The 18500-nt window shown below is 49.8% G+C and carries 14 protein-coding genes and 1 tRNA gene; 3 read left to right on the forward strand and 12 right to left on the reverse strand.

The window, feature by feature from the left end:
- Positions 1-142: 142 nt before the first annotated feature.
- The 9 genes from FC99_RS04615 to FC99_RS04655 form a co-directional block, all read right to left on the reverse strand.
- A complete protein-coding gene (locus FC99_RS04615; protein WP_048735776.1) occupies positions 143-1117 on the reverse strand; it encodes a 3'-5' exoribonuclease YhaM family protein in 975 nt (324 codons plus the stop codon).
- Between the two features lie 11 nt (positions 1118-1128).
- On the reverse strand, positions 1129-3750 hold the full coding sequence (locus FC99_RS04620) for an ATP-binding protein (RefSeq protein ID WP_048735775.1): 2622 nt from the start codon (positions 3748-3750) through the stop codon (positions 1129-1131).
- Positions 3740-4942: a metallophosphoesterase family protein gene (locus FC99_RS04625; RefSeq protein WP_048735774.1), complete on the reverse strand. Its 1203-nt coding sequence runs from the start codon at positions 4940-4942 to the stop codon at positions 3740-3742. The genes FC99_RS04620 and FC99_RS04625 overlap by 11 nt, the downstream gene beginning before the upstream one ends.
- A gap of 87 nt (positions 4943-5029) precedes the next feature.
- Positions 5030-5374 (reverse strand): YlbF family regulator, encoded by a 345-nt coding sequence (locus FC99_RS04630; protein ID WP_048735773.1) that lies wholly within the window; start codon positions 5372-5374, stop codon positions 5030-5032.
- A gap of 394 nt (positions 5375-5768) precedes the next feature.
- On the reverse strand, positions 5769-7868 hold the full coding sequence (locus FC99_RS04635; protein ID WP_056986478.1) for a PBP1A family penicillin-binding protein: 2100 nt from the start codon (positions 7866-7868) through the stop codon (positions 5769-5771).
- A gap of 246 nt (positions 7869-8114) precedes the next feature.
- Positions 8115-8582 carry an arginine repressor gene (locus tag FC99_RS04640; protein ID WP_048735771.1) on the reverse strand — a complete coding sequence of 156 codons (468 nt, stop codon included), beginning with the start codon at positions 8580-8582 and terminating at the stop codon, positions 8115-8117.
- Positions 8583-8915: 333 nt separating this feature from the next.
- Entirely contained in the window at positions 8916-10607 is a 1692-nt protein-coding gene (gene argS / locus FC99_RS04645) for an arginine--tRNA ligase (RefSeq protein ID WP_048735770.1), read from the reverse strand.
- Between the two features lie 318 nt (positions 10608-10925).
- A tRNA-Gly gene (locus tag FC99_RS04650) sits at positions 10926-10996 on the reverse strand.
- A 78-nt stretch (positions 10997-11074) separates the two neighbouring features.
- Positions 11075-11305 (reverse strand): DUF2187 domain-containing protein, encoded by a 231-nt coding sequence (locus FC99_RS04655; protein ID WP_048735769.1) that lies wholly within the window; start codon positions 11303-11305, stop codon positions 11075-11077.
- A 334-nt stretch (positions 11306-11639) separates the two neighbouring features.
- On the opposite strand from FC99_RS04655, the gene FC99_RS04660 reads away from it, so the two are divergent.
- The 3 genes from FC99_RS04660 (at position 11640) to FC99_RS04670 (ending at position 14069) form a co-directional block, all read left to right on the forward strand.
- Positions 11640-12941 carry a peptidoglycan recognition protein family protein gene (locus tag FC99_RS04660; protein ID WP_048735768.1) on the forward strand — a complete coding sequence of 434 codons (1302 nt, stop codon included), beginning with the start codon at positions 11640-11642 and terminating at the stop codon, positions 12939-12941.
- A 74-nt stretch (positions 12942-13015) separates the two neighbouring features.
- A complete protein-coding gene (locus FC99_RS04665; RefSeq protein WP_048735767.1) occupies positions 13016-13546 on the forward strand; it encodes a dihydrofolate reductase family protein in 531 nt (176 codons plus the stop codon).
- 181 nt (positions 13547-13727) lie between these two features.
- On the forward strand, positions 13728-14069 hold the full coding sequence (locus FC99_RS04670; protein ID WP_048735766.1) for a DUF1516 family protein: 342 nt from the start codon (positions 13728-13730) through the stop codon (positions 14067-14069).
- A 270-nt stretch (positions 14070-14339) separates the two neighbouring features.
- Here FC99_RS04670 and FC99_RS04675 read toward each other — a convergent pair whose 3' ends face one another.
- The 3 genes from FC99_RS04675 to asnB form a co-directional block, all read right to left on the reverse strand.
- Positions 14340-15050: an aspartate/glutamate racemase family protein gene (locus FC99_RS04675; RefSeq protein WP_048735765.1), complete on the reverse strand. Its 711-nt coding sequence runs from the start codon at positions 15048-15050 to the stop codon at positions 14340-14342.
- Positions 15051-15055: 5 nt separating this feature from the next.
- Positions 15056-16312, reverse strand: a complete 1257-nt coding sequence (locus tag FC99_RS04680; protein ID WP_048735764.1) for a carboxylate--amine ligase — start codon at positions 16310-16312, stop codon at positions 15056-15058.
- Positions 16313-16445: 133 nt separating this feature from the next.
- Complete coding sequence (gene asnB, locus FC99_RS04685; protein ID WP_048735763.1) at positions 16446-18329, reverse strand: asparagine synthase (glutamine-hydrolyzing); 1884 nt, start codon at positions 18327-18329, stop codon at positions 16446-16448.
- Positions 18330-18500: the final 171 nt, after the last annotated feature.

Genomic DNA, 18500 nt, shown 5'->3' on the forward strand with positions numbered 1-18500 from the left:
CTACTACGGTCCACAGCGGACTTTCACCGCCTAGTTAGCGCCCATGCCGGGCGCACGCACAAAACGGGTCTGAGACTTTTGTCCCAGACCCGTTCACTAAATTATGATTGGAAGCCACTCAGTACCTCTTTACCTGAGAGATTTAGTCCGTCTTCGGTTGCGGCGTGTCCGTCGTTGGCCGGTAGAAACGCCGACCATCCATCGCGAAGACCCGTTCCGAGAACTCGCCGGGCTCCGTGTGCCCCACCACCGTATCGAGCATCATGATTGAGGCATCCAATTCATCCAGTTGATGTAACACGTCGGCTTCACGCAACGCTGGTCGAACGGGTGACCCATATTCCAGCAAACCGTGATGGCTGAGAATCATGTGCCGCAACAACAGGACATCTTCCGCTTGAGGGTCCAATTTCAACGGATCGCAGGCCCGCACGAGTTCACCATCGATCAACACAATGTGCCCGATCAAGTTGCCGGCCAACGTATAGGTCGTCGACTTGGGGCCGGACAACTCAATTGTCTTGCCCAAATCATGCAGGATAGCCCCCGCGTATAGTAGCGGCGCGTTTAAATCGGGATACTGCGCCACCACCGAATGGGCCAATTTTAGAATAGAAATCGTATGGAACGCCAAGCCACCCTGAAAGGCATGGTGATTACTCTTGGCCGCCGGGAACGTAAAGAACTGATCCTGAAATTCTGCCAGGAGCTTCCGCACGAGCCGATTCCACGTTGGCTGAGTGATCTCAAAAATCGTCTGGTTAATGTATTCTTCCATTGCCGCCCGCGACATCGGTGCTCGTTCGATGAATTGATCCGGATCAGCCGGTTCGCCCGGCCCCGTTAAGCGTAAGTGAAAAATCTTGATTTGTGGGTGCGTTTGGTAATTCTCCCGCTTTCCCTGTAAATGAATGACCCGGCCAGCCACGTAATTTTTGACGTCTTCCGCCGAAGCGTCCCAGTATTTTCCTGAGATCTCACCGGACTGGTCCTCAAATACCAAAGCAATGTACTGTTTACCGTTCTTTGCGGTCCGGACGTCCGCCGATTTTAATAGCGCAAACACGTCCACCGCTTCATCAACATCGTAATCCATTAACTGTTTTGTTGCCGCCATTGAAGTCCCTCCTAGTCAGTTAACCGAATCAAATTTCCCGCAATCGCATTTACCGTCACGTCGGCCGTCAGGAAGATCACCTGGACCGTCTCACTGATTTCAGCCAAGAGTGCATAAGCCGCTTGGCGACGATGCTCGTCAAAGTTCACCAGGCCGTCATCAATCACCAACGGCATGCCAACTCGCTGGTTCATGACCACCGCAAAGGCTAGCTTAACGGCTAGATCCAGTTGTTCCGCCGTTCCTCTGGAGAGTTGGCCAACCTCGCGCCACTCCCCCGTTGCTAATTGAACCCGTAATGTATTGGGGGTTAATTCAATTTCAGTATACCGGTTTTCAGTTAATTTGCCATAAAATTCACTAGCTTGCGTCACAATTTGGGGTAATCGATCCCCGGAAGCCGCCGCTAAGGTCGCTGCGATCCATTGGCGGGTCAAATTCTTGGTCAACCAAGCTTGCGTCGTTTCTTGCATCTGAGCCTCTAGGTTGGCTAATTTCTGCTGCAAAGCGGCCTGAGTGCCACTGGCCGTCAGTTGGTCAAGTTGCCCAGCTAACGTTGCCAAGCTCGTGGTGAGCGTATCCAGTTGACTTTGTAAGTCCTGTTGTCGGTGCTGCGCCCGCTGCACGGTTGTCGCCAACTCAGCATGAGTCGCGTACTGCTGCAAGGCTTCCTGCATGGCTGGACCCAGCTGACTCGCTAAGGCTTCTTGCTGTGCCGCCTGATTGTCTTGCTCACGAATTTGTTGATAATGGCGATAAAAATCATCGACCGTGGTCAGGTTCCGGGTCCGCAAGAAGGTCTCCTCCGCACGTTGGGCCTGATTCAGCTCCCGTTGTGTGCGCTGAATCGTCTCGGCCACCGCCGTCAAATCCGTTTGCTGAGAACTGAGGGCTTGGCGGGTCACCTGTAAGCCAGCCAGCTGTTGAAGAACCGTTGCGAGTGGCTGAACCTTTAAGTCCGGTAGCGCCTGCTCGGCCGTGATTTGAAAGTCGCTGATGATTTGCGTCTGGGTCGTTAACTGTTCTGCCGTTTGCTGCAGTTGTTGTGTCAAATGTTCCCATTCGCCAATGGCCGCTTGAGCTGCCGACCACTGGTCCACCGGAATCTGCCCCAGACCGTACGAATCCCCGACTGCCTCTAGTTGATTGGTCAGGGCATCTTCTTGTTGACCCCCTTCACGAAGCTGGGCTTGAATGTCGCGAATGCTATCCGTTAAGTCTTGGAGTTGCCGACTTGCCGGGGTTTCCCCATCGACAATGAAGGCCCCGTAGTAGCCGACTGCCACCCCGCACAACGCCCCTACCAGCTTAAAGAGCGTCCCCGGCAGGAACATGGCACCAATCAAAATAACTAGGCCAGCCGCCAACCAGCCGAGTTGCTTATCCGCCAAGGGGTTGCTACGTTGCCGGCGGGTGGGTTGCGCTTGTCGATAGGCCTCATTCAGCCGATTCAACTCCTGCTGAAGCTGGCGCCGCTTTTGATTGGCCGTCGCCAACTTCTCCTGTAAGCGTTTGACCTGCTGCAGGGTCGCCAGTGAAAATGGTCGCGGCATCTGTCCATCTGGTGCGTACTGCTGCTCGATTGCTGTCGCCCGCTGTTGGTAATCCTGCTGATTTGCACGTAATCGTGCGCAAGTCTCGTTGGCCGCTTTGACTGTCGCGAGTTGCTCAAATAGCGGGTCAACCTGCGCTGTCGCCGCCAAATACTGGGTGAATAATGGCGTTAATTTTGTGGTTTGCTGTAACCGTTGCAGCTTGGTTTGGTCTTCCTTGAGTGTCGCCGTCAGCGCCGTCGTCCGCCCTGTGAGTCGCGCTAATTCAGTTGCGTCCTCCCGCGTGAATCCCGTCGTTGTGAGCGATTGCTGTTGCGCTAACCGTTGCCACTGCAGAAAGGTCGACCAGTTGGCCGCTTGCTGCTCGAGTTGGACCGTGACCTGTCGCTGCTGCTCCAATTCCTGTTGTAGCTTTCCTTGCTGCTGACGTTGCGCCTGCTGCCGCTGAAGCAGGTCCCAGTAGGTGTCGTAGGCCGCCTTAGCCTTTGCCAGCTTGGCCGTGAGCTCCTGATGCTCTTGTAATTGCTGATTTAAAATGGGATTGCGTCCCTGCGGCTTATACAGCTCATCGGCCTGTTTCCCCAATATCTGCGCCTGATTTAGCCAAAAGTCACTGCCAATTGCGCCGACGTGGCGAAGTCGGTCGACCAGTTCCTGCTTAGACGCGGAAAACACCGTTCCCAACCGTGGCTCATTCATGACATAAACGCTGGTAAATAAGGCCTCATCGACTGGTTCCAATAAATGAGGTAAGCTCTCGGGAGGCAACGTCAGTGCGGTCGTGAGGTTCCGCAACGTGACGGTCCCACCGCGAGGACCATCCGTCCGTGTCACCAGATAGCGGGTCTGATTCTGCGTAAACGTTATTTCACCGCCAAAACGACTACCGTCTAATGGTTCATACCGCAACGCCGGATGTTTCTTGGTCGGGAAACCAAACAAAATGGCCGTGATAAACTGCGTCAACGTCGACTTTCCGGCCTCATTAGGCCCCACTAATACATTTAGTCCCGCCGTGAGATCGAAGGTCCGGTCATGAAATTTACCAAATCCATAAATCGTTAATTGGTTAAGATACATCGTGACCCGCCTCCCCCATGATCTGTCGTAAGTTTTGCTCTGCCAATGCCTGTAGCTGGGCCCGGGTTGCGGAACGGTCAAACCACTCGGCTAGCGCTGGATTTTGCGCCAATTTGCCAAAAAGTTGTTCCTCATTGGCCGCTGTAAAGACCGTTTTAGCCCCCTGATTCCAGTAAACTTGATCGAGTTGGGGGGCTACCAGTGGTGTCGTTGGCGTCGTCACATTTAGACGTATAATAAACCGTTGGCTGGCCTTCATTTGCCGCTGATGGGTCTTCTGGTATAAGCTGAGCCAATCTGGCGACATGGTCTCGTCCATTGCAGTCGGCAGCGTAGCCGTCATGGCAGTTAGCGTCGGCTTCGCTGCGGGATGGTCGGTCAGCCAGGTGGTCACCTGCTCACCCAACTCACTTAGCGTAGTCGCCGTGAGCTGAACGGTCGGCACCTCCCAATCAACAACGCCCGTCTCAAAGAATTCCGGGACCAATTTTCCCTGCTGACTCGTCACTAAATAAGCGCCCTTGGCCCCGGTCTCATTGATCGACCGCCCCTGCGGATTTCCCGCGTACAGAATCGGGGGCTGATCATTCAATAACTGACGATGATGAATATGACCCAAAGCCCAGTAGTCATAACGTTTGGCTAGCAGTTCGGCGACAGTAAATGGCGCATAGTGGTCGGCGCTCCCCGTTGCCACCGCCCCATGCAACAGGCCAATGTGCCAATCTGTCCGCGCATGACCCGGAAAATTAACTACTGGATCAGTCGTCACCCAACGTTCGGGATAACTAAAGCCGCTAACGGCCACGGTCTCACCAGACTGTAGTGTGATCGTCATCGTTCCCACCTCGGGACCAAACGTCGTCACGTTAGCCGGATAGGCAACCGTCTGGTGCTGGTCGGCAGCGTAGTCGTGGTTCCCAAAGCTAATGAAAACCGGGATCTGCGCGTCAGCCAGTCGTTGAAATTGCTGAAACAGAAAGGCCTGAGCCGCCACACTCTGTTCGGAACGGTCAAAAAGGTCGCCAGCCAGCACCACAAAGTCAACGTGCTCGGCCAACGCCCGGTCAAAGATCCGCGTGGCCGCGGTAAAGGTTGATTGCCGCACCGTTGCCAGTAACGTACTAGGAAGGCTGGTCAACCCCAGAAATGGACTATCCAAATGTAAATCTGCTGCATGAATAAATTTCACGGTAAGCACTCCCCCTTTTCTATCTGAATCGAAAAAAATCGCCGGCACCGACCTCCCGAATGAGTGGTTGCGCCGACGATCCTTTGCCTAGCCCTGGTAAATATTTTGAATGGGTTCGGTAATCATCTTATTTAAGTTGGATAACAGGTCGTTAACGCCCCGTTCTGCTTCCATTAAAGTCTTGATGGTATCAATCTTAGCGACCTTGTCAGCAACCTCACGGGCGTTCTTCATTTCATCGTCGGTTAATTGTTGACCTGCCATCTGCTTCTGTTGTAAGTCCAACTGAATTTGTTGGAATTGCTTGAACAGTTTGTAGGTGTCGTCGTCTGCCTTCATTGCCGCAAAGGCAGTCTTGAGGCTCTTAAATTGATCTGTATCTTGTAGTGCTTGGGCAATTTGTTCGCTCAAGTCTTGCATCTTGTCAGCCATTGGTGTTCCTCCTAATTGGGCCTTACGCCCAGAATTACCACCTATTCATTGTACCATGCTTTTTGTCTACACCCAACGGGAATTATGACGAAAGATGTGCTTGAAATGATCGCCTACGGCTAAGGTTGGTGCCTTCCCATTATGATTGAACGTAGACAAAATATGCCATCACGCTAGCTAATAATCGTAGCGTGGCCTATCCGTTATCCTTTTGTCTTCAACGCCCACGACGCAACTCGCCACAAATAAAAAATGGACGTGATGGCTAATTGAAATTTTCCAATCAACTATCATGTCCATCAAGACAATATTTAAAGAGTTAAGCTATGCCAATCTCATAGTAATACATGAACAGGCTGACCTGCCATACCTATCTGAAATGTACGAGTCTACCCTAGTTCAAGGCAGACTTCGCCTTTTCCCACCAGGACTTGACCGTGTCGGCAGCGTTGTTGAACTGCTTGCCGGCGTTATCGATGCTCTTTTGGACTTGGTCCCAGATGTCGCTACTCGATGACCCGACGCTATTGTTTTCAGCCTTGGCAATGGTTGAGGCATCCTTCGTATCGAATGCCGTGCCCTTGGTGTTCGGCAAGATGGCCTGCATTTCTGCTTGATACAATGGCCCTTCGCCAGTACCACTCACGTCCTCCAAATGGTGGGTCGAGCTGGTACTGTCGAACCCTTCCCAGGTCGTCACGACAACGTCTGGAGTGTAACCCACGATCCATTTGTCACGGGTCGCGTCAGCATCCCCATCGGCTTCGGTACTCCCGGTCTTCCCAGCAATCGTGTAGCCATAAGGCTTGGCGCTCGCACCCGTCCCATAGTTGAAGACGCCCATCATCATGCTGGTCATTTCCTTAGCGACCTTGTGCGACATAACTTTGGTCTGCTTAGCCTTGGTGTCACTGTTATCCACAATAACGTTACCGGATGCATCAACGATCTTGCGAATGTAGTGGGCCGAGCTCATCGTCCCCTGGTTGGCAAACGCCGTGTAGGCCTGGCCCAATTGCTGTGGCGAGACCCCGGTCTTCAATCCACCTAGCGCTAAAGCCAAGTTTTTATCCGACTTCGAGACGGGCAACCCGAACTTCTTCACGGACTCGTACCCCTTGTCAACGCCAATCTTGTTGAGCAACCAGACGGCCGGGGCATTTTTACTCTGAGCTAACGCCGAGTACATCGGAACCTTACCACTATATTGATTACCATAGTTGTGTGGTGAATACTTATTGGTCCCGTACGACTGTTTCTTATCGGTCAACTCGGAATCATAGTAGTAGCCATTTTCCAATGCTGGCGTGTAAACGGCCAACGGCTTAATGGTCGACCCCGGTTGGCGCCGCATCTGCGTTGCTCGGTTATAGCCCCGGAAGACGTGCTTACCACGCCCACCGACAACGGCTTCGACACCACCGGTATTCGGATCGATCGCAATACTTGCCGCCTGGACCTTAGTGCCATCGCTGGCATTGGCTGGGAAGTAAGCATCATTCTTAAAGAGAGTCTGCATCTGCGTCTGGTTCGCTTGATCCAGCGTTGTGTAGATCTTATATCCCTTGTTCATGATTTCCGATTCCGTCAAGCCATACTTGCTGACGGCCTCATTGATCACCGCGTCGAAGAAGTACGGGTACTTATAACTGTTCTTGTACGCGTAATTGTCCATCGTGGTCAGCGGACTGGCTTGATACTGTTTAGCAGCCTCATTTGTGATGGCCCCCGTTTCCGCCATCAGTCCCAACACAACATTCCGTCGGGCTTTAGCCGCCTGAGGATGATCGATTGGATTATAGCCACTTGGTGACGTCAACATCCCGGCCAACACGGCGGATTCAGGAACCGTCAATGCGGCCGCACTCTTACCGAAGTAGCGTCTGGCGGCATCTTGAACACCCCAGACCCCGTTGCCGAAGTAAGCGTTGTTCAGATACATCGATAAAATATCCTTCTTGCTATAGACGTTTTCCACTTCGATCGACAGGAAAAGTTCCTTGAACTTCCGGGTAAACGTCTGCTCCTGAGTTAAGTACGCATTCTTCACTAATTGTTGGGTCAACGTACTTCCCCCACCACTAATGTAGCCTCTGCGTAACACTTTATTCTTAGCGTACAGGAAGAATGCCCGCGCATAGCCCTTCACAGAAAACCCATACTCGTGGTAAAAGTTTCGGTCTTCCGTGGAGATCACAGCATCTTGGACATTAGTTGAAATTTTGGACAGTGCCACGTAGGTTCCCTTCTGGGAGTACAGCGTGCCAGCCTTTTGATTACTACGGTCATAAATCTGAGTTGGGTTTTCCAACGCAGCTTTGAGGTCCCCAACGTTGGCCGTTTTCGCCATAAACGTTAGGTACGCACTCATCACGAAAACGAGGGTGAGAATGACCACAATCAGCCAACGGGTCATTTGAAATCGCCGCCAGAACTGTTTGAACCGCATTTTAAAGCCTGACCAAAAAGTCTGATTAGGTTGTTGGTTATTCATTTTAAGTAGCCTCTTCTATCATGGTTACGTGTTGTGGCCGCGCCACAGCATGCCCCTCAATTGTATTAAAACTATTTTAGCATAGTCACGCGGGGTCTCCCCACTTTCTCCTAAACTTTACGAACCCTTAAGCAAGCTTAATTTGCGAAAAATACTGTTAAACCAACGATTGTTGCCAATTTCAGGTCAGCTTAGTCATCGCAAAAAAACGCCGAGCGGCAATTGACCGACTGGCGTTTTCTGGATTTAATGGATAATTTCTGGATTCATTTCGGCTGCAATCTCGTCGTGTAGTTTTTCGGCGACCTGAGCATTCGGACTAATGATGAAGATGGTATCATGACCGGCTAGGGTCCCGGCAATCTCTGGTAAATTCAAATCATCAAAGATTGCTGCCAGCAGATTCCCGTTACTCGGCAGCGTTTTCAAAATGTTGACAAATTCAACGCGCGTCAACCCCGTAACGACTTCATTGATGGTTTCCTTAAGGTGTTCTTCTTCACTACGGTTACCGGCCTTAAAAATCGTGTAACGCAGGTGCCCATGGCCATCTTGGGCCTTAACGATCTGCATTTCCCGAATATCTCTGGAAATGGTGGCCTGGGTCGCCTGAATACCAACCTCCTCAAGGTGTTCCATCAGTTCTTCTTGCGTCCCGATGGGGTATTGGTTAATTAATTGTTCAATGCGCGCTTGGCGAATACTTTTTTTCATATGGCGACCCTCCCGCATAAATTTGCATTAAGTATAACAAAGGATGCGGAATTTAGCCACATGACTCTGCATATTTATAAAGTAAGTGTACCAAATATTCGTTTTCAACGCAAAGAACCTTACTTAACTGACAAACCCAAGCTATTTGGACCAGACTGACGTGATTTAGTCGCACTGTGGCTGCCAGAGATTTTACTTGCTGTGGGGACGCTTCGGGCTGAGAAGTGGCCCTCTCGCTCACGGCTGGCTACATCCCTGGCAGCCGCAGTGCGACCAATTTCATCCCAACAAAAAAAGGCCCCATGACGGCAGCCTTCCGATACATTGGTTTAATTACATTTCGTCCGGTGCTTGGACACCCAAGAGACGTAAGCTTTCCTTTAAGACCGTGGAAACCGCCTTAACCAGGGCCAAACGTGCTGGCAGGTCAGCGTCTTCCGTCAGGATCTTAGAGTGTGCGTAGTACTTGTTGAACGTCTTGGCCAAACGGATCGCGTACTTGGCGATGACGGATGGTTCGAGCTCATCGCAGGCCATCTTGACCATAGCCGGGAAGTCGGCCAACGTCTTGATCGTATCCCAAGCCTCTGGGTCAGCCACTTGGTTACCGGCAGCCGTGACGTCAACGTTCCCCGCCTTACGCAGGATGCTTTCGGCCCGGGCGTGAGAGTATTGCACGTAGGGACCAGTCTCACCTTCGAATTTCAATTGGTCAGCTAAGACGAAGTCAATGTTGTTGGTCCGTTCGTTCTTCAAATCACCGAAGACAATGGCCCCAACACCGACCTGCTTAGCAACCTCTTGCTTGTTCGCCAAGTCTGGGTTCTTTTCGTTGATTTCTTCGCCGGCCAGCTTGATGGATTCTTCCAAAACCTTCGCCAACAGAATGATCCGGCCTGAACGGGTAGACAATTTCTTCCCATCAACGGTGATCAGACCAAATGGCACATGTTGTAAGTCATCAGCTGATGGCACACCCATTTCCTTCAAAACAGCCTTCAATTGCTTGAAGTAGTAAGTCTGTTCGGACCCAACCACGTATAGGTTCTTGGCTGGTTGGTAAGTCCGGTCACGGTAAAGGGCGGTCGCAATGTCTCGCGTGATGTACAGGGAGGCCCCATCACTCTTCAAGATCAACGCCGGATTCAAGTCGTACTTACTCAAATCAACGACTTGGGCACCCTGAGATTCGACCAGTAAGTTCTTGTCTTTTAAAATTTGAACGACTTCAGCCAACTTGTCATTATAGAAGGCTTCACCATTGTAGGTGTCAAATTTCACGCCGAGTTCTTCATAAACGTCGTTGAATTCTTGCAGAGAAGCCTTACGGAACCATTCCCACAGGTGGTGGGCTTCTGGATCGCCGTCTTCAAGCTTCTTGAACCATTCACGAGCAACGTCATCAAGTTCTGGCTTGTCGACATCTTCCTTATGGAAACGAACGTAGTATTCCACCAACTTGTTGATGGGATCCTTCTTCACATCTTCTTCATTCCCCCACAGCTTGTAAGCCGTGATGAGCTTCCCGAATTGCGTACCCCAGTCACCCAAGTGATTGTCCTTGATTGGATGGTACCCGTTCTTGGTCAAAATTTCGGCGATGGAGTTACCAATTACCGTTGACCGCAAGTGGCCCATGGACATTGGTTTGGCGATGTTTGGTGATGACATATCGATTGGCACGTTACCCCCGTTGCCATCTTCATTCTGACCATAGCTGGCACCAGCAGTCAGCACCGTGTTCAACGTAGCTTCACTGTATGCACCCTTGTCGAAGAAGAAGTTCAGGTAAGGCCCCACCACTTCAACCTTTTCAAAGGCCGTCGTGTCGAGCTTTTCGGCCAGGTCCTGTGCAATCTGTTGCGGTGCCTTGTGCAATAGCTTAGCTAACGTAAACGTGGGGAACGCCATGTCCCCTTTGTCTGACGTCTTTGGGCGCTCCAATTTAGCGGAAATTTCGTCCGCAGTCAATTGTCCGTCTAACGCGGTGGCCAGAACTGCTGTAACCGTTTGTTTGTAATCCATCCTGATATTCCTCCTACTTTCTTGAGTGACGTTGATAGTCTCAGTCTACACCATTTGGGTCACGGGATAAAAAAACGTCCCCTACAAAATTATTTGTAAGAGACGAGACGACCCGCGGTACCACTCTGATTGACTTTTAAGTCCACTTTAAAATTCAGTTTAAATGTCGTCCATTGCCCCGTTCCGCGTGGTCTTCCTATCCGGCTCACAGCCTCCCGGATTCGCTGAGAAGAAGTTTCCCCACGTACTTATGCAATGACGATGAAAAGCTTTCGAATAAATAAGAAAGACGACCCAGAAGGCCGCCCGATATTCGAAAGCGGGTGACGGGAATCGGACCCGCGACGCAAGCTTGGGAAGCTTGAATTTTACCACTAAACTACACCCGCACAACACAGAAAAGTATAGCATACCATCTGTGAGTTGTCATCATTTTTTGCAAATAAATTCAAAAAAAGTTACAAAAGTTAGTTTTTATCCGCTACGTGTCCCGTAATCTTAGCAGCTGACTTTCGCACAACAGCACGGTTATTCATGTCACCTACCGCCGTTTTATCGGCCGGATCGTAGTCTCTAATTTCAACTAAAACTGAATTATCATACACTTTGGTCACTTCGCCGGTAAATCCGTGTTCCAATGGACCAAATTTCTTTGCCGCAACGTAATCGCCAATCTTAATCTCAGTAGTCTCAGCCATGTTCGTCGCTCCTTTCGTATGCAAAGTAACATTATAGCTAACTTAGCGGACTCACGCAAGCAATGTCTTTCTTCAACTCGCAATCGAATTGTAAGGAGTTTGAAATAATGACCGAATTCCGAACTTTTAGGGGACATTTTCAAATAATCGACTTTAAAGTCAGTGTTTTACGATCGATTTCTCTAAAATTCCAAAAGTTATGGTGGTTTTCCGAACAAGTGGCTAAATCTTTGTTTTCTTAATCAATACGCAACTTCCAGAAAATACGTTATAATTTAGGCGTTGCGTTATATCGTTATTTATAAGAGATTTGTTACAGGAGGAGAAGATTGTTATGAAGAAATGGCAACGCTGGGCGGTTCGGGGAATCGCTCTATTAGCGGGTAGTGTCGGCCTATTCTGGTCAACCAACGCCAGTGCAAACTCGATCAATGACTACATTGCGAGTCAAAATTACGCAACACCACAGATTACCAGCAAGATCTGGGCTGGCTTTCCTAAGAATAATTACCGTTACGGTAAGCCCGAGGGGGTCGTCGTCCACGAAACGGCTAACCCAAACTCAACCATTTATAACGAAATTGCTTACATGCAAAGAAATTATCAAAATGCCTTCGTTCACACGTTCGTTGACGCCAACAGTATCATTAACATCGCCAACACCCAGTATCTTTGCTGGGGTGCCGGTCCGATTGCCAATGCCCGTTACGTTCAATTTGAACAAATCGAAGTTCACTCTAAGGCAGCCTTTGCTTCCGAGCTGAACAATGCCGCCTATTACACGGCCTACATTTTGAAGCAATACGGCTTGACCCCTAAGCGGTACACGACGGTGCTCTCTCACCACGATGTGACTAACTTGTTGGGTGGGACCACGCATACCGATCCAGATGGGTACTGGTCAACCAATGCCCGGAACTACTTCGGGACAACTTATAACATGAATGATTTCGTGGCGTTGGTCAAAACACAATACGCTGCTCTAGGTGGCACGGTGACCGATAACACGACCAATTCATCATCTAGTTCTAATTCAAACAATTCAAGTTCCAACACGAACTCGAACAGCACGTCGGACAGCTCAACGGATCACACCACGACCGTTAAACAAAAGACGGTCAAGTACAATCACGGTGGAAACAACGAAACGGCTACCCTGGCGAACAACTACACGAATTGGACCGTTTACAACCACGTTAAGGGAACCAGTGGTGCCTACAAGATCGGTTGGGGCCGCTTAAGTTCTGATCACCGTGGGACTACGGTCTACGTCGACAGTCGCGGTGTTAAGAAAGGCGGCTGGAGTGGCACCTGGTACCGGATTCGTTTCAGCAAGAACTCCGGTTACAAGTACTGGGTCTACAGTAAGGTCTTGAACTTCCCCAAGGTCACCTACACGGATGCCAACAAGTCCTTCACGCTAAACACTAGCAGCAATTTCTCTCTGTACAACCACGTCCTGAACTCAAATTACCTGTCCAAGACTACAGCGCACACTAGAGACTTCGCCGCTGGAACTAAGATCAAGGTCAACAAGCAAGGGTACAAGGCTAGCGACCAGTCAACCTGGTTCCGCTTCACGTTAAATAACAAATCCTACTGGGTCAAAAGTACCAGCTTGACTGAAGTGGGTTAATCATTAGATCTTCTAAAAACGAGTTTGGATACGACGTCCAAACTCGTTTTTTTGACCTAAAAGGAGCATATGTCATGGGAAAAATTCAATTTTACGGCGCAACGTCCTTAGACGGTTACCTCGCCACTAACAATGACAACATCGACTGGCTGACCACTCTGCCTAATATTCCGGCTGATACTGGTCAAGCAGTCCTCTCACAGATGACCAGTGCCATCATGGGGCGGGTCACTTTCGATTACGTGGCTAAATTAGCCCCCGCCCTGCCGTTCAATCCAGCTAATCCAGCCATGCACAGCTACGTCCTGACACGCCAAGCACGGCTCAACACCTCAACGACTACCTTCACCGCTGAAGACGTTGTCACCTTAGCTCGGCGACTTCAACAAGAATCTGGCAACGTTTGGATAGTTGGTGGCCAAAACGTCCTCACACCACTGCTAGCGGCCAATCTCGTCGACGATCTCTACCTACAGATTGCACCGATCATGCTGGGCAGTGGCAAACGGCTCTTCGGCGACCTCGCCGCCCCCCGCCAATTCGAATTAGCCACCGCCCACACCATTGGTCCCCTCGCTGAGCTGATCTATCACAAGACTGTGTAAAATTATTCGTCAACACCATTAGTCAAAATGAGCCCAAACACATCCCCCAGCATCTGATGGTCAGTCACCTGGATGGCCTGCTGGGCGACTGTTTTTGCACCAGTTCCTTTCTCAAATTAATACCCTGTCACCGCCGATTATGGTAGGCTAAAGACATCACGTTAGAAAAGGAGCGGTTAGTATGTGGTTAGCCCTGCATTTCTGGACCTGGATCGTGTTGACCGTTTTGGTCATTGGTGGCTTGACCCGGCATTCTGAGAAGCGAGCAACGCAATTTTTGATTCTTGCCCGCATCGCTTATTTGATCATGATTATCAGTGGCGTCGTGCTTAGCATCCGCACCTTCAGTCACGCCCCGCTGCTGATCAGTCTGAAATTTTTACTAGGAATTGGCACGATCGCCTTAATTGAAATTGGCTTTGGTCGCAAAATGGAACGATCAGCATCGCATATCATCTACTGGATTCTAGGAATCGTTGCCCTGATCACCGTGGGACTAGGATTGACACTGGCCTTCAGATAGCCATACATAAAGGAGCTACGGCACTGGTCGTAGCTCCTTTTGTGAACAACGGTCAGGGTTGCCATTGTACGGCCAATTTACGCAAATCAAAAGAGTCTGGAGCATATTGCGCTCCAGACTCGTTTTGGTATCTCTAAATTTATATTGCCGAAACGGGGAACCAAAGGCCGTCACCTCCATTTAACGGCGCTAGACAAACCATCCAAAACCACGATTCTCCGCCTAGCAGCGTTGATGCTCATTGGCAAACCGCCTTTGGTCCCACTCTTCTTATTCTTGACGCATCTTAGTCGCCAGTTCAATGGTTCGATCGACTAAGATAGATTGACTGTCTGCCAATGGCAGTTTGGTTTCGGGCTCGCGCTCCTGAGCTAACGACAATTCCGTACAGCCCAAGATAACGACCTCGGCGCCCTGCTCTGTCACCATCTGTTGCAAAATGCGGTGATACAGTTCCGCATCCACCTCATTTTGTTCCTTGATGTGCGTATAGATCAACGCCATCGTTTCGTCCTCGATTGCGTCGGTTGGCAGAACTGGTGTCAAGCCAGCTGCCCGTAGCTCATGCTCGTAGATGCGGTCTTTAATGGTTCCCCGCGTCCCGGTAATCCCAATGCGCTTGATATGGGGGTATTTACGCGTGATCTCCTTGACGGTTTCCCGTGGCATGTGTAGCAATGGCACGTCGGTTGCCGCCTGCAACTCATCGTAAAAGTAGTGAGCCGTGTTACAAGGCAATGTGAAAAACTCTGGGCCCAGTTTACTCTGCTGTTGGATGTCCTCTAGCAAGTCAGGTAGCGGACTGGGTTGGCTGTGATCGAAAATGTAAGCCGTCCGGTCCGGTACCGTCGCGTGGTTGACCAAAATATAATTCAAGTAATCCTGATCGGCATGGGCTGGTGTCCGTAAGTTAAGTTGATGTAAATAACTTTCGGTAGCCATAGTTCCCATACCACCAATGATCGTAAAGAATTTTTGCATGGCAATTACCCCTTGTTTTCTGCGAAGTACTTCTTGAAGTTAACCGTATAGTTGTGTTGCATCCACTGAATCAACGCCCAGCGCTTCAGGTTCATGTCTTGATCGTAGCGATAGGTCGTCCCGAATTTGCCGGCAGCAATGAGCTTTAAGGCCCGTTCCTTGTCCGCATTTTCACGTGTATACTGCTTGAAGACCTTAACAGGCACACCTAGCCACAGCGCGTGCTTGCTTTCGTCTTGATTGCCGTAAACGGTCGGGGCATCGGTCAACGTCCCCTTGACGTAGTCCTTCACGACCCAGTCGGCCAAGTTGTAGCCGTTCAGCGTCACGAAGAAACTACTCCGGCCTTGACGCAAGTTGATTTCAAACAGCTTAAACGTCTTGTCCCGGACATCGTACTTCATATCGAAGTTGGCGTAACCAGTAAAGTCGATGGCTTCCAGGAACTTCTGGATGTTGTGGTAGATCGTTTCGTTATATTCCGGAATGATTGCCACGTAATTGCCGATTGCGGATGGTGCTGGATCTTCCAGTAAGGGGTGGCCCAAGCACATCATTTTAACGTGATGGTTTTGATCAACGTAAGCGTTCACGACCCGCATGTTGCTGTCATCCCCGGGCACAAAGTCCTGTAAGATGAGGTCGGACGTGTAGCCGTTGGCGTAAATCTTACCCACAATGTCTCTAAATTCGGCTTCGGATTGAATCCGAAACGCCTTCTTCCGGCCCTCAAAGTGCACGTCGAGCCACTCAACACTGTTGGCTGGCTTCAACGCAACCGGATAATCGAAGGGTTGCTCAACGGGTTGTTCACCGGTCGCATCAGCCTTGGTGATGATCCGCGTTGCGGGATAAGGCAGACCGTATTGGTCACAAACCTTGTAGAAGTTTTCCTTGTTGTTCAGATGCCGTAGCTTGTCGTAATCGACGTACGGGCAAATGAAAACATCTTCCAACTCATCCTTGTGCTTACTGATCAGCTGGGCGTACCCATCCCCACACCCAATCAAGATGACGGGTTCTGGATGATCCGCGTACCGGGCCTTTAGCTTACGCATGGTTTCAATCCAAACGGGATCTTCATCAAACCCCGGGATCAGTTCCAAGTTAACAATTTTCGTGTAACGGGTCGGCGCTAACTGAATGCTAGCAAAGGCCTGAACGGGTTCATGGTACAAGTCGTAAAATGACCGGGCCATCCCGTAAACGTTAAAGTCACTCCCTAGTAAAATAGGTGTGAATTTTACTCCATTGGTTTCCATAACAACTTAAAGTCCCTTCACAACAGTCTTAAATTCATTAAAGCTAAGTAAACACAATCAAGGTTGTTAGCGGACGAGTCCAATAGCAACCTTGATCGTTATCGGCTAGCCAAAGAGCCATGCCGTTTTAGTATTAAATTTGGGTGCGACGAACCAGATCAACCGTCTTAGCCGTCGTGTCTTCTGGGAAGTAAACTTCATACCATAAGATAAACGTGTAGATGGTAAAGATCTTTTGCATGCTCGACTTACCATTGATGTGTTCGTGCAGAATATCCATCAGGGCGTCCGTATTAAAGAATTTGTGCGCCACGTCGGAGTTAAATGCTTCGATGATCCGTGACTTGTAAGGTTCCGTCTTGATCCAAGTAGCGATTGGGGATGGGAAGCCCATCTTTTCCTTCTTCGCCACTCGTTCTGGTAGTTCAGCTTCGGCCGCGGTCCGCAGAGACACCTTGGTCTCGTCGGCATGAATCCGTGTCTTGACTGGCATAGTCGCAGCAAACTTCGCGACTTCCTTATCGACCAATGGTGTCCGCACTTCCAGTGAGTTCGCCATACTCATCCGGTCGGCCTTATGCAAGATGTCAAAAGGTAACCAGGTGTTGATGTCGAAGTACTGCATCTGCGTCATTTCGTCTAGACCCTTAACGTCATCAAACAAGTGCTTGGTGTAAGCCCCAGCGTCTTGGTTGAGCTTGGGGTTCTTCAAGATCTTGTTCCGGTCATGGTAGTCAAACACGTAGTTGACCCGGTAGTAGCGCTCGCTCAGTGGCTGGGCACCACGAACCAAGAACCGCCGACCATGGAACCGTGGAAACTTTTCCGCAATTGCCCCTAGCATCTTTCGAATGCCACCGGGAACCCACTTCTGGTAACGTTCGAATGGGATGGCTTCGAGATAGGTGTTGTAGCCCCCGAAGAATTCATCGGCCCCTTCACCAGACAGCGCCACCTTAACGGATTCACGTGTTCCCTTTGATAAGTAGTAGAGTTGCATGGCAGAAGGGTTAGATAACGGTTCGTCCATGTAGTACATAATCGTTGGCAAGATATCGAAGTAGTCGTCACCCGTCATGTACAGTGGCGTGTTCTTCTGCTTGATTTCTTTGGCAAATTCCGTAGACCAGCTCAGTTCACTGTACTTGGAGTTCTTGAACCCTAAGGAGAAGGACTGAATCGGCTTAAGCTTGGAAGCTTCGTTCAGCACGTAGGAAGAATCGATCCCACTGGATAAGAAGCTACCAACTTCAACATCGGCGATCATATGGGCCTTGACGGATTCGTCGACGATGCCGCGAATCTTCTTAGCGTCTTCTTCGACCGTCTGACTGTTGTCAATATGGTCGTAGTTGAACTTGAAGTACCGGTGCGTTTCGGTTTCCCCATTGGCATGGTGAATGAAGTATTGGCCAGGTAACACCTTGTAAACGTTCTTGAACATGGTGTCGCGAGAAGGGATAAATTCAAAACTCAAGTGAATTGGTAAGAGTTCTTCGTTGAATTCCTTCTTGAAATTAGGATGTTCGAGGAACGCTTTGATTTCGGAAGCCCAAAGGAAGGTCTTGCCGTCATCGTAGTAGTACATTGGCTTAATTCCAAAGTGATCCCGGGCGCCAAAGACTTCGTTCTTCGTCTTGTCATAAATGGCAAAGGCGTACATCCCCCGGAGCCGATCCAACAGCTTTGGTCCCCAGGCATCGTACCCGTGAATCAACACTTCTGAGTCCACATCCGTTTTGAATTCATAACCTAACTTCTTTAAGTCTTCGCGAATCTCTTGATAGTTATAAATTTCACCATTGAAGGTCAACACCTTCGTTTGGTCACGGTTATACATTGGTTGTCTCCCGTGAGCCAAGTCAATGATCGATAATCGACGGAACCCCATTACGGCTTGTTCGTCATGGAAGTAGGCATCATCATCTGGCCCCCGGTGCTTGATCCGATCTGCCATATCATTGATCGTGGTTGTCGGAACATCTTTTTGATTCACATAGCCAACGAATCCACACATGTGCGTATCCCCTTTTTCTTGTTTAGTCTTTAATCTGATTTGGTCGTTCATTAAAATTTAAACGAAACACAACACCCATTATTCTAGCAAATTTAATTCGGGAATACCATATTATTAACCCGGATTATTCATTAACAAGATTTCTTACCAAAATAGGTAGGTCCGAATCGA

This window comes from Levilactobacillus koreensis JCM 16448 (assembly GCF_001435525.1).
Taxonomy (GTDB): Bacteria; Bacillota; Bacilli; order Lactobacillales; family Lactobacillaceae; genus Levilactobacillus; species Levilactobacillus koreensis.

Excerpts from the sequence above, each read along its gene's own strand:
- FC99_RS04615 (WP_048735776.1), bottom strand. The coding sequence starts at position 1,117 with ATGGCGGCAACAAAACAGTTAATGGATTACGATGTTGATGAAGCGGTG.
- FC99_RS04620 (WP_048735775.1), bottom strand. The coding sequence starts at position 3,750 with ATGTATCTTAACCAATTAACGATTTATGGATTTGGTAAATTTCATGAC.
- FC99_RS04630 (WP_048735773.1), bottom strand. The coding sequence starts at position 5,374 with ATGGCTGACAAGATGCAAGACTTGAGCGAACAAATTGCCCAAGCACTA.
- FC99_RS04635 (WP_056986478.1), bottom strand. The coding sequence starts at position 7,868 with ATGAATAACCAACAACCTAATCAGACTTTTTGGTCAGGCTTTAAAATG.
- FC99_RS04640 (WP_048735771.1), bottom strand. The coding sequence starts at position 8,582 with ATGAAAAAAAGTATTCGCCAAGCGCGCATTGAACAATTAATTAACCAA.
- argS (WP_048735770.1), bottom strand. The coding sequence starts at position 10,607 with ATGGATTACAAACAAACGGTTACAGCAGTTCTGGCCACCGCGTTAGAC.
- FC99_RS04655 (WP_048735769.1), bottom strand. The coding sequence starts at position 11,305 with ATGGCTGAGACTACTGAGATTAAGATTGGCGATTACGTTGCGGCAAAG.
- FC99_RS04660 (WP_048735768.1), top strand. The coding sequence starts at position 11,640 with ATGAAGAAATGGCAACGCTGGGCGGTTCGGGGAATCGCTCTATTAGCG.
- FC99_RS04665 (WP_048735767.1), top strand. The coding sequence starts at position 13,016 with ATGGGAAAAATTCAATTTTACGGCGCAACGTCCTTAGACGGTTACCTC.
- FC99_RS04670 (WP_048735766.1), top strand. The coding sequence starts at position 13,728 with ATGTGGTTAGCCCTGCATTTCTGGACCTGGATCGTGTTGACCGTTTTG.
- FC99_RS04675 (WP_048735765.1), bottom strand. The coding sequence starts at position 15,050 with ATGCAAAAATTCTTTACGATCATTGGTGGTATGGGAACTATGGCTACC.
- FC99_RS04680 (WP_048735764.1), bottom strand. The coding sequence starts at position 16,312 with ATGGAAACCAATGGAGTAAAATTCACACCTATTTTACTAGGGAGTGAC.
- asnB (WP_048735763.1), bottom strand. The coding sequence starts at position 18,329 with ATGTGTGGATTCGTTGGCTATGTGAATCAAAAAGATGTTCCGACAACC.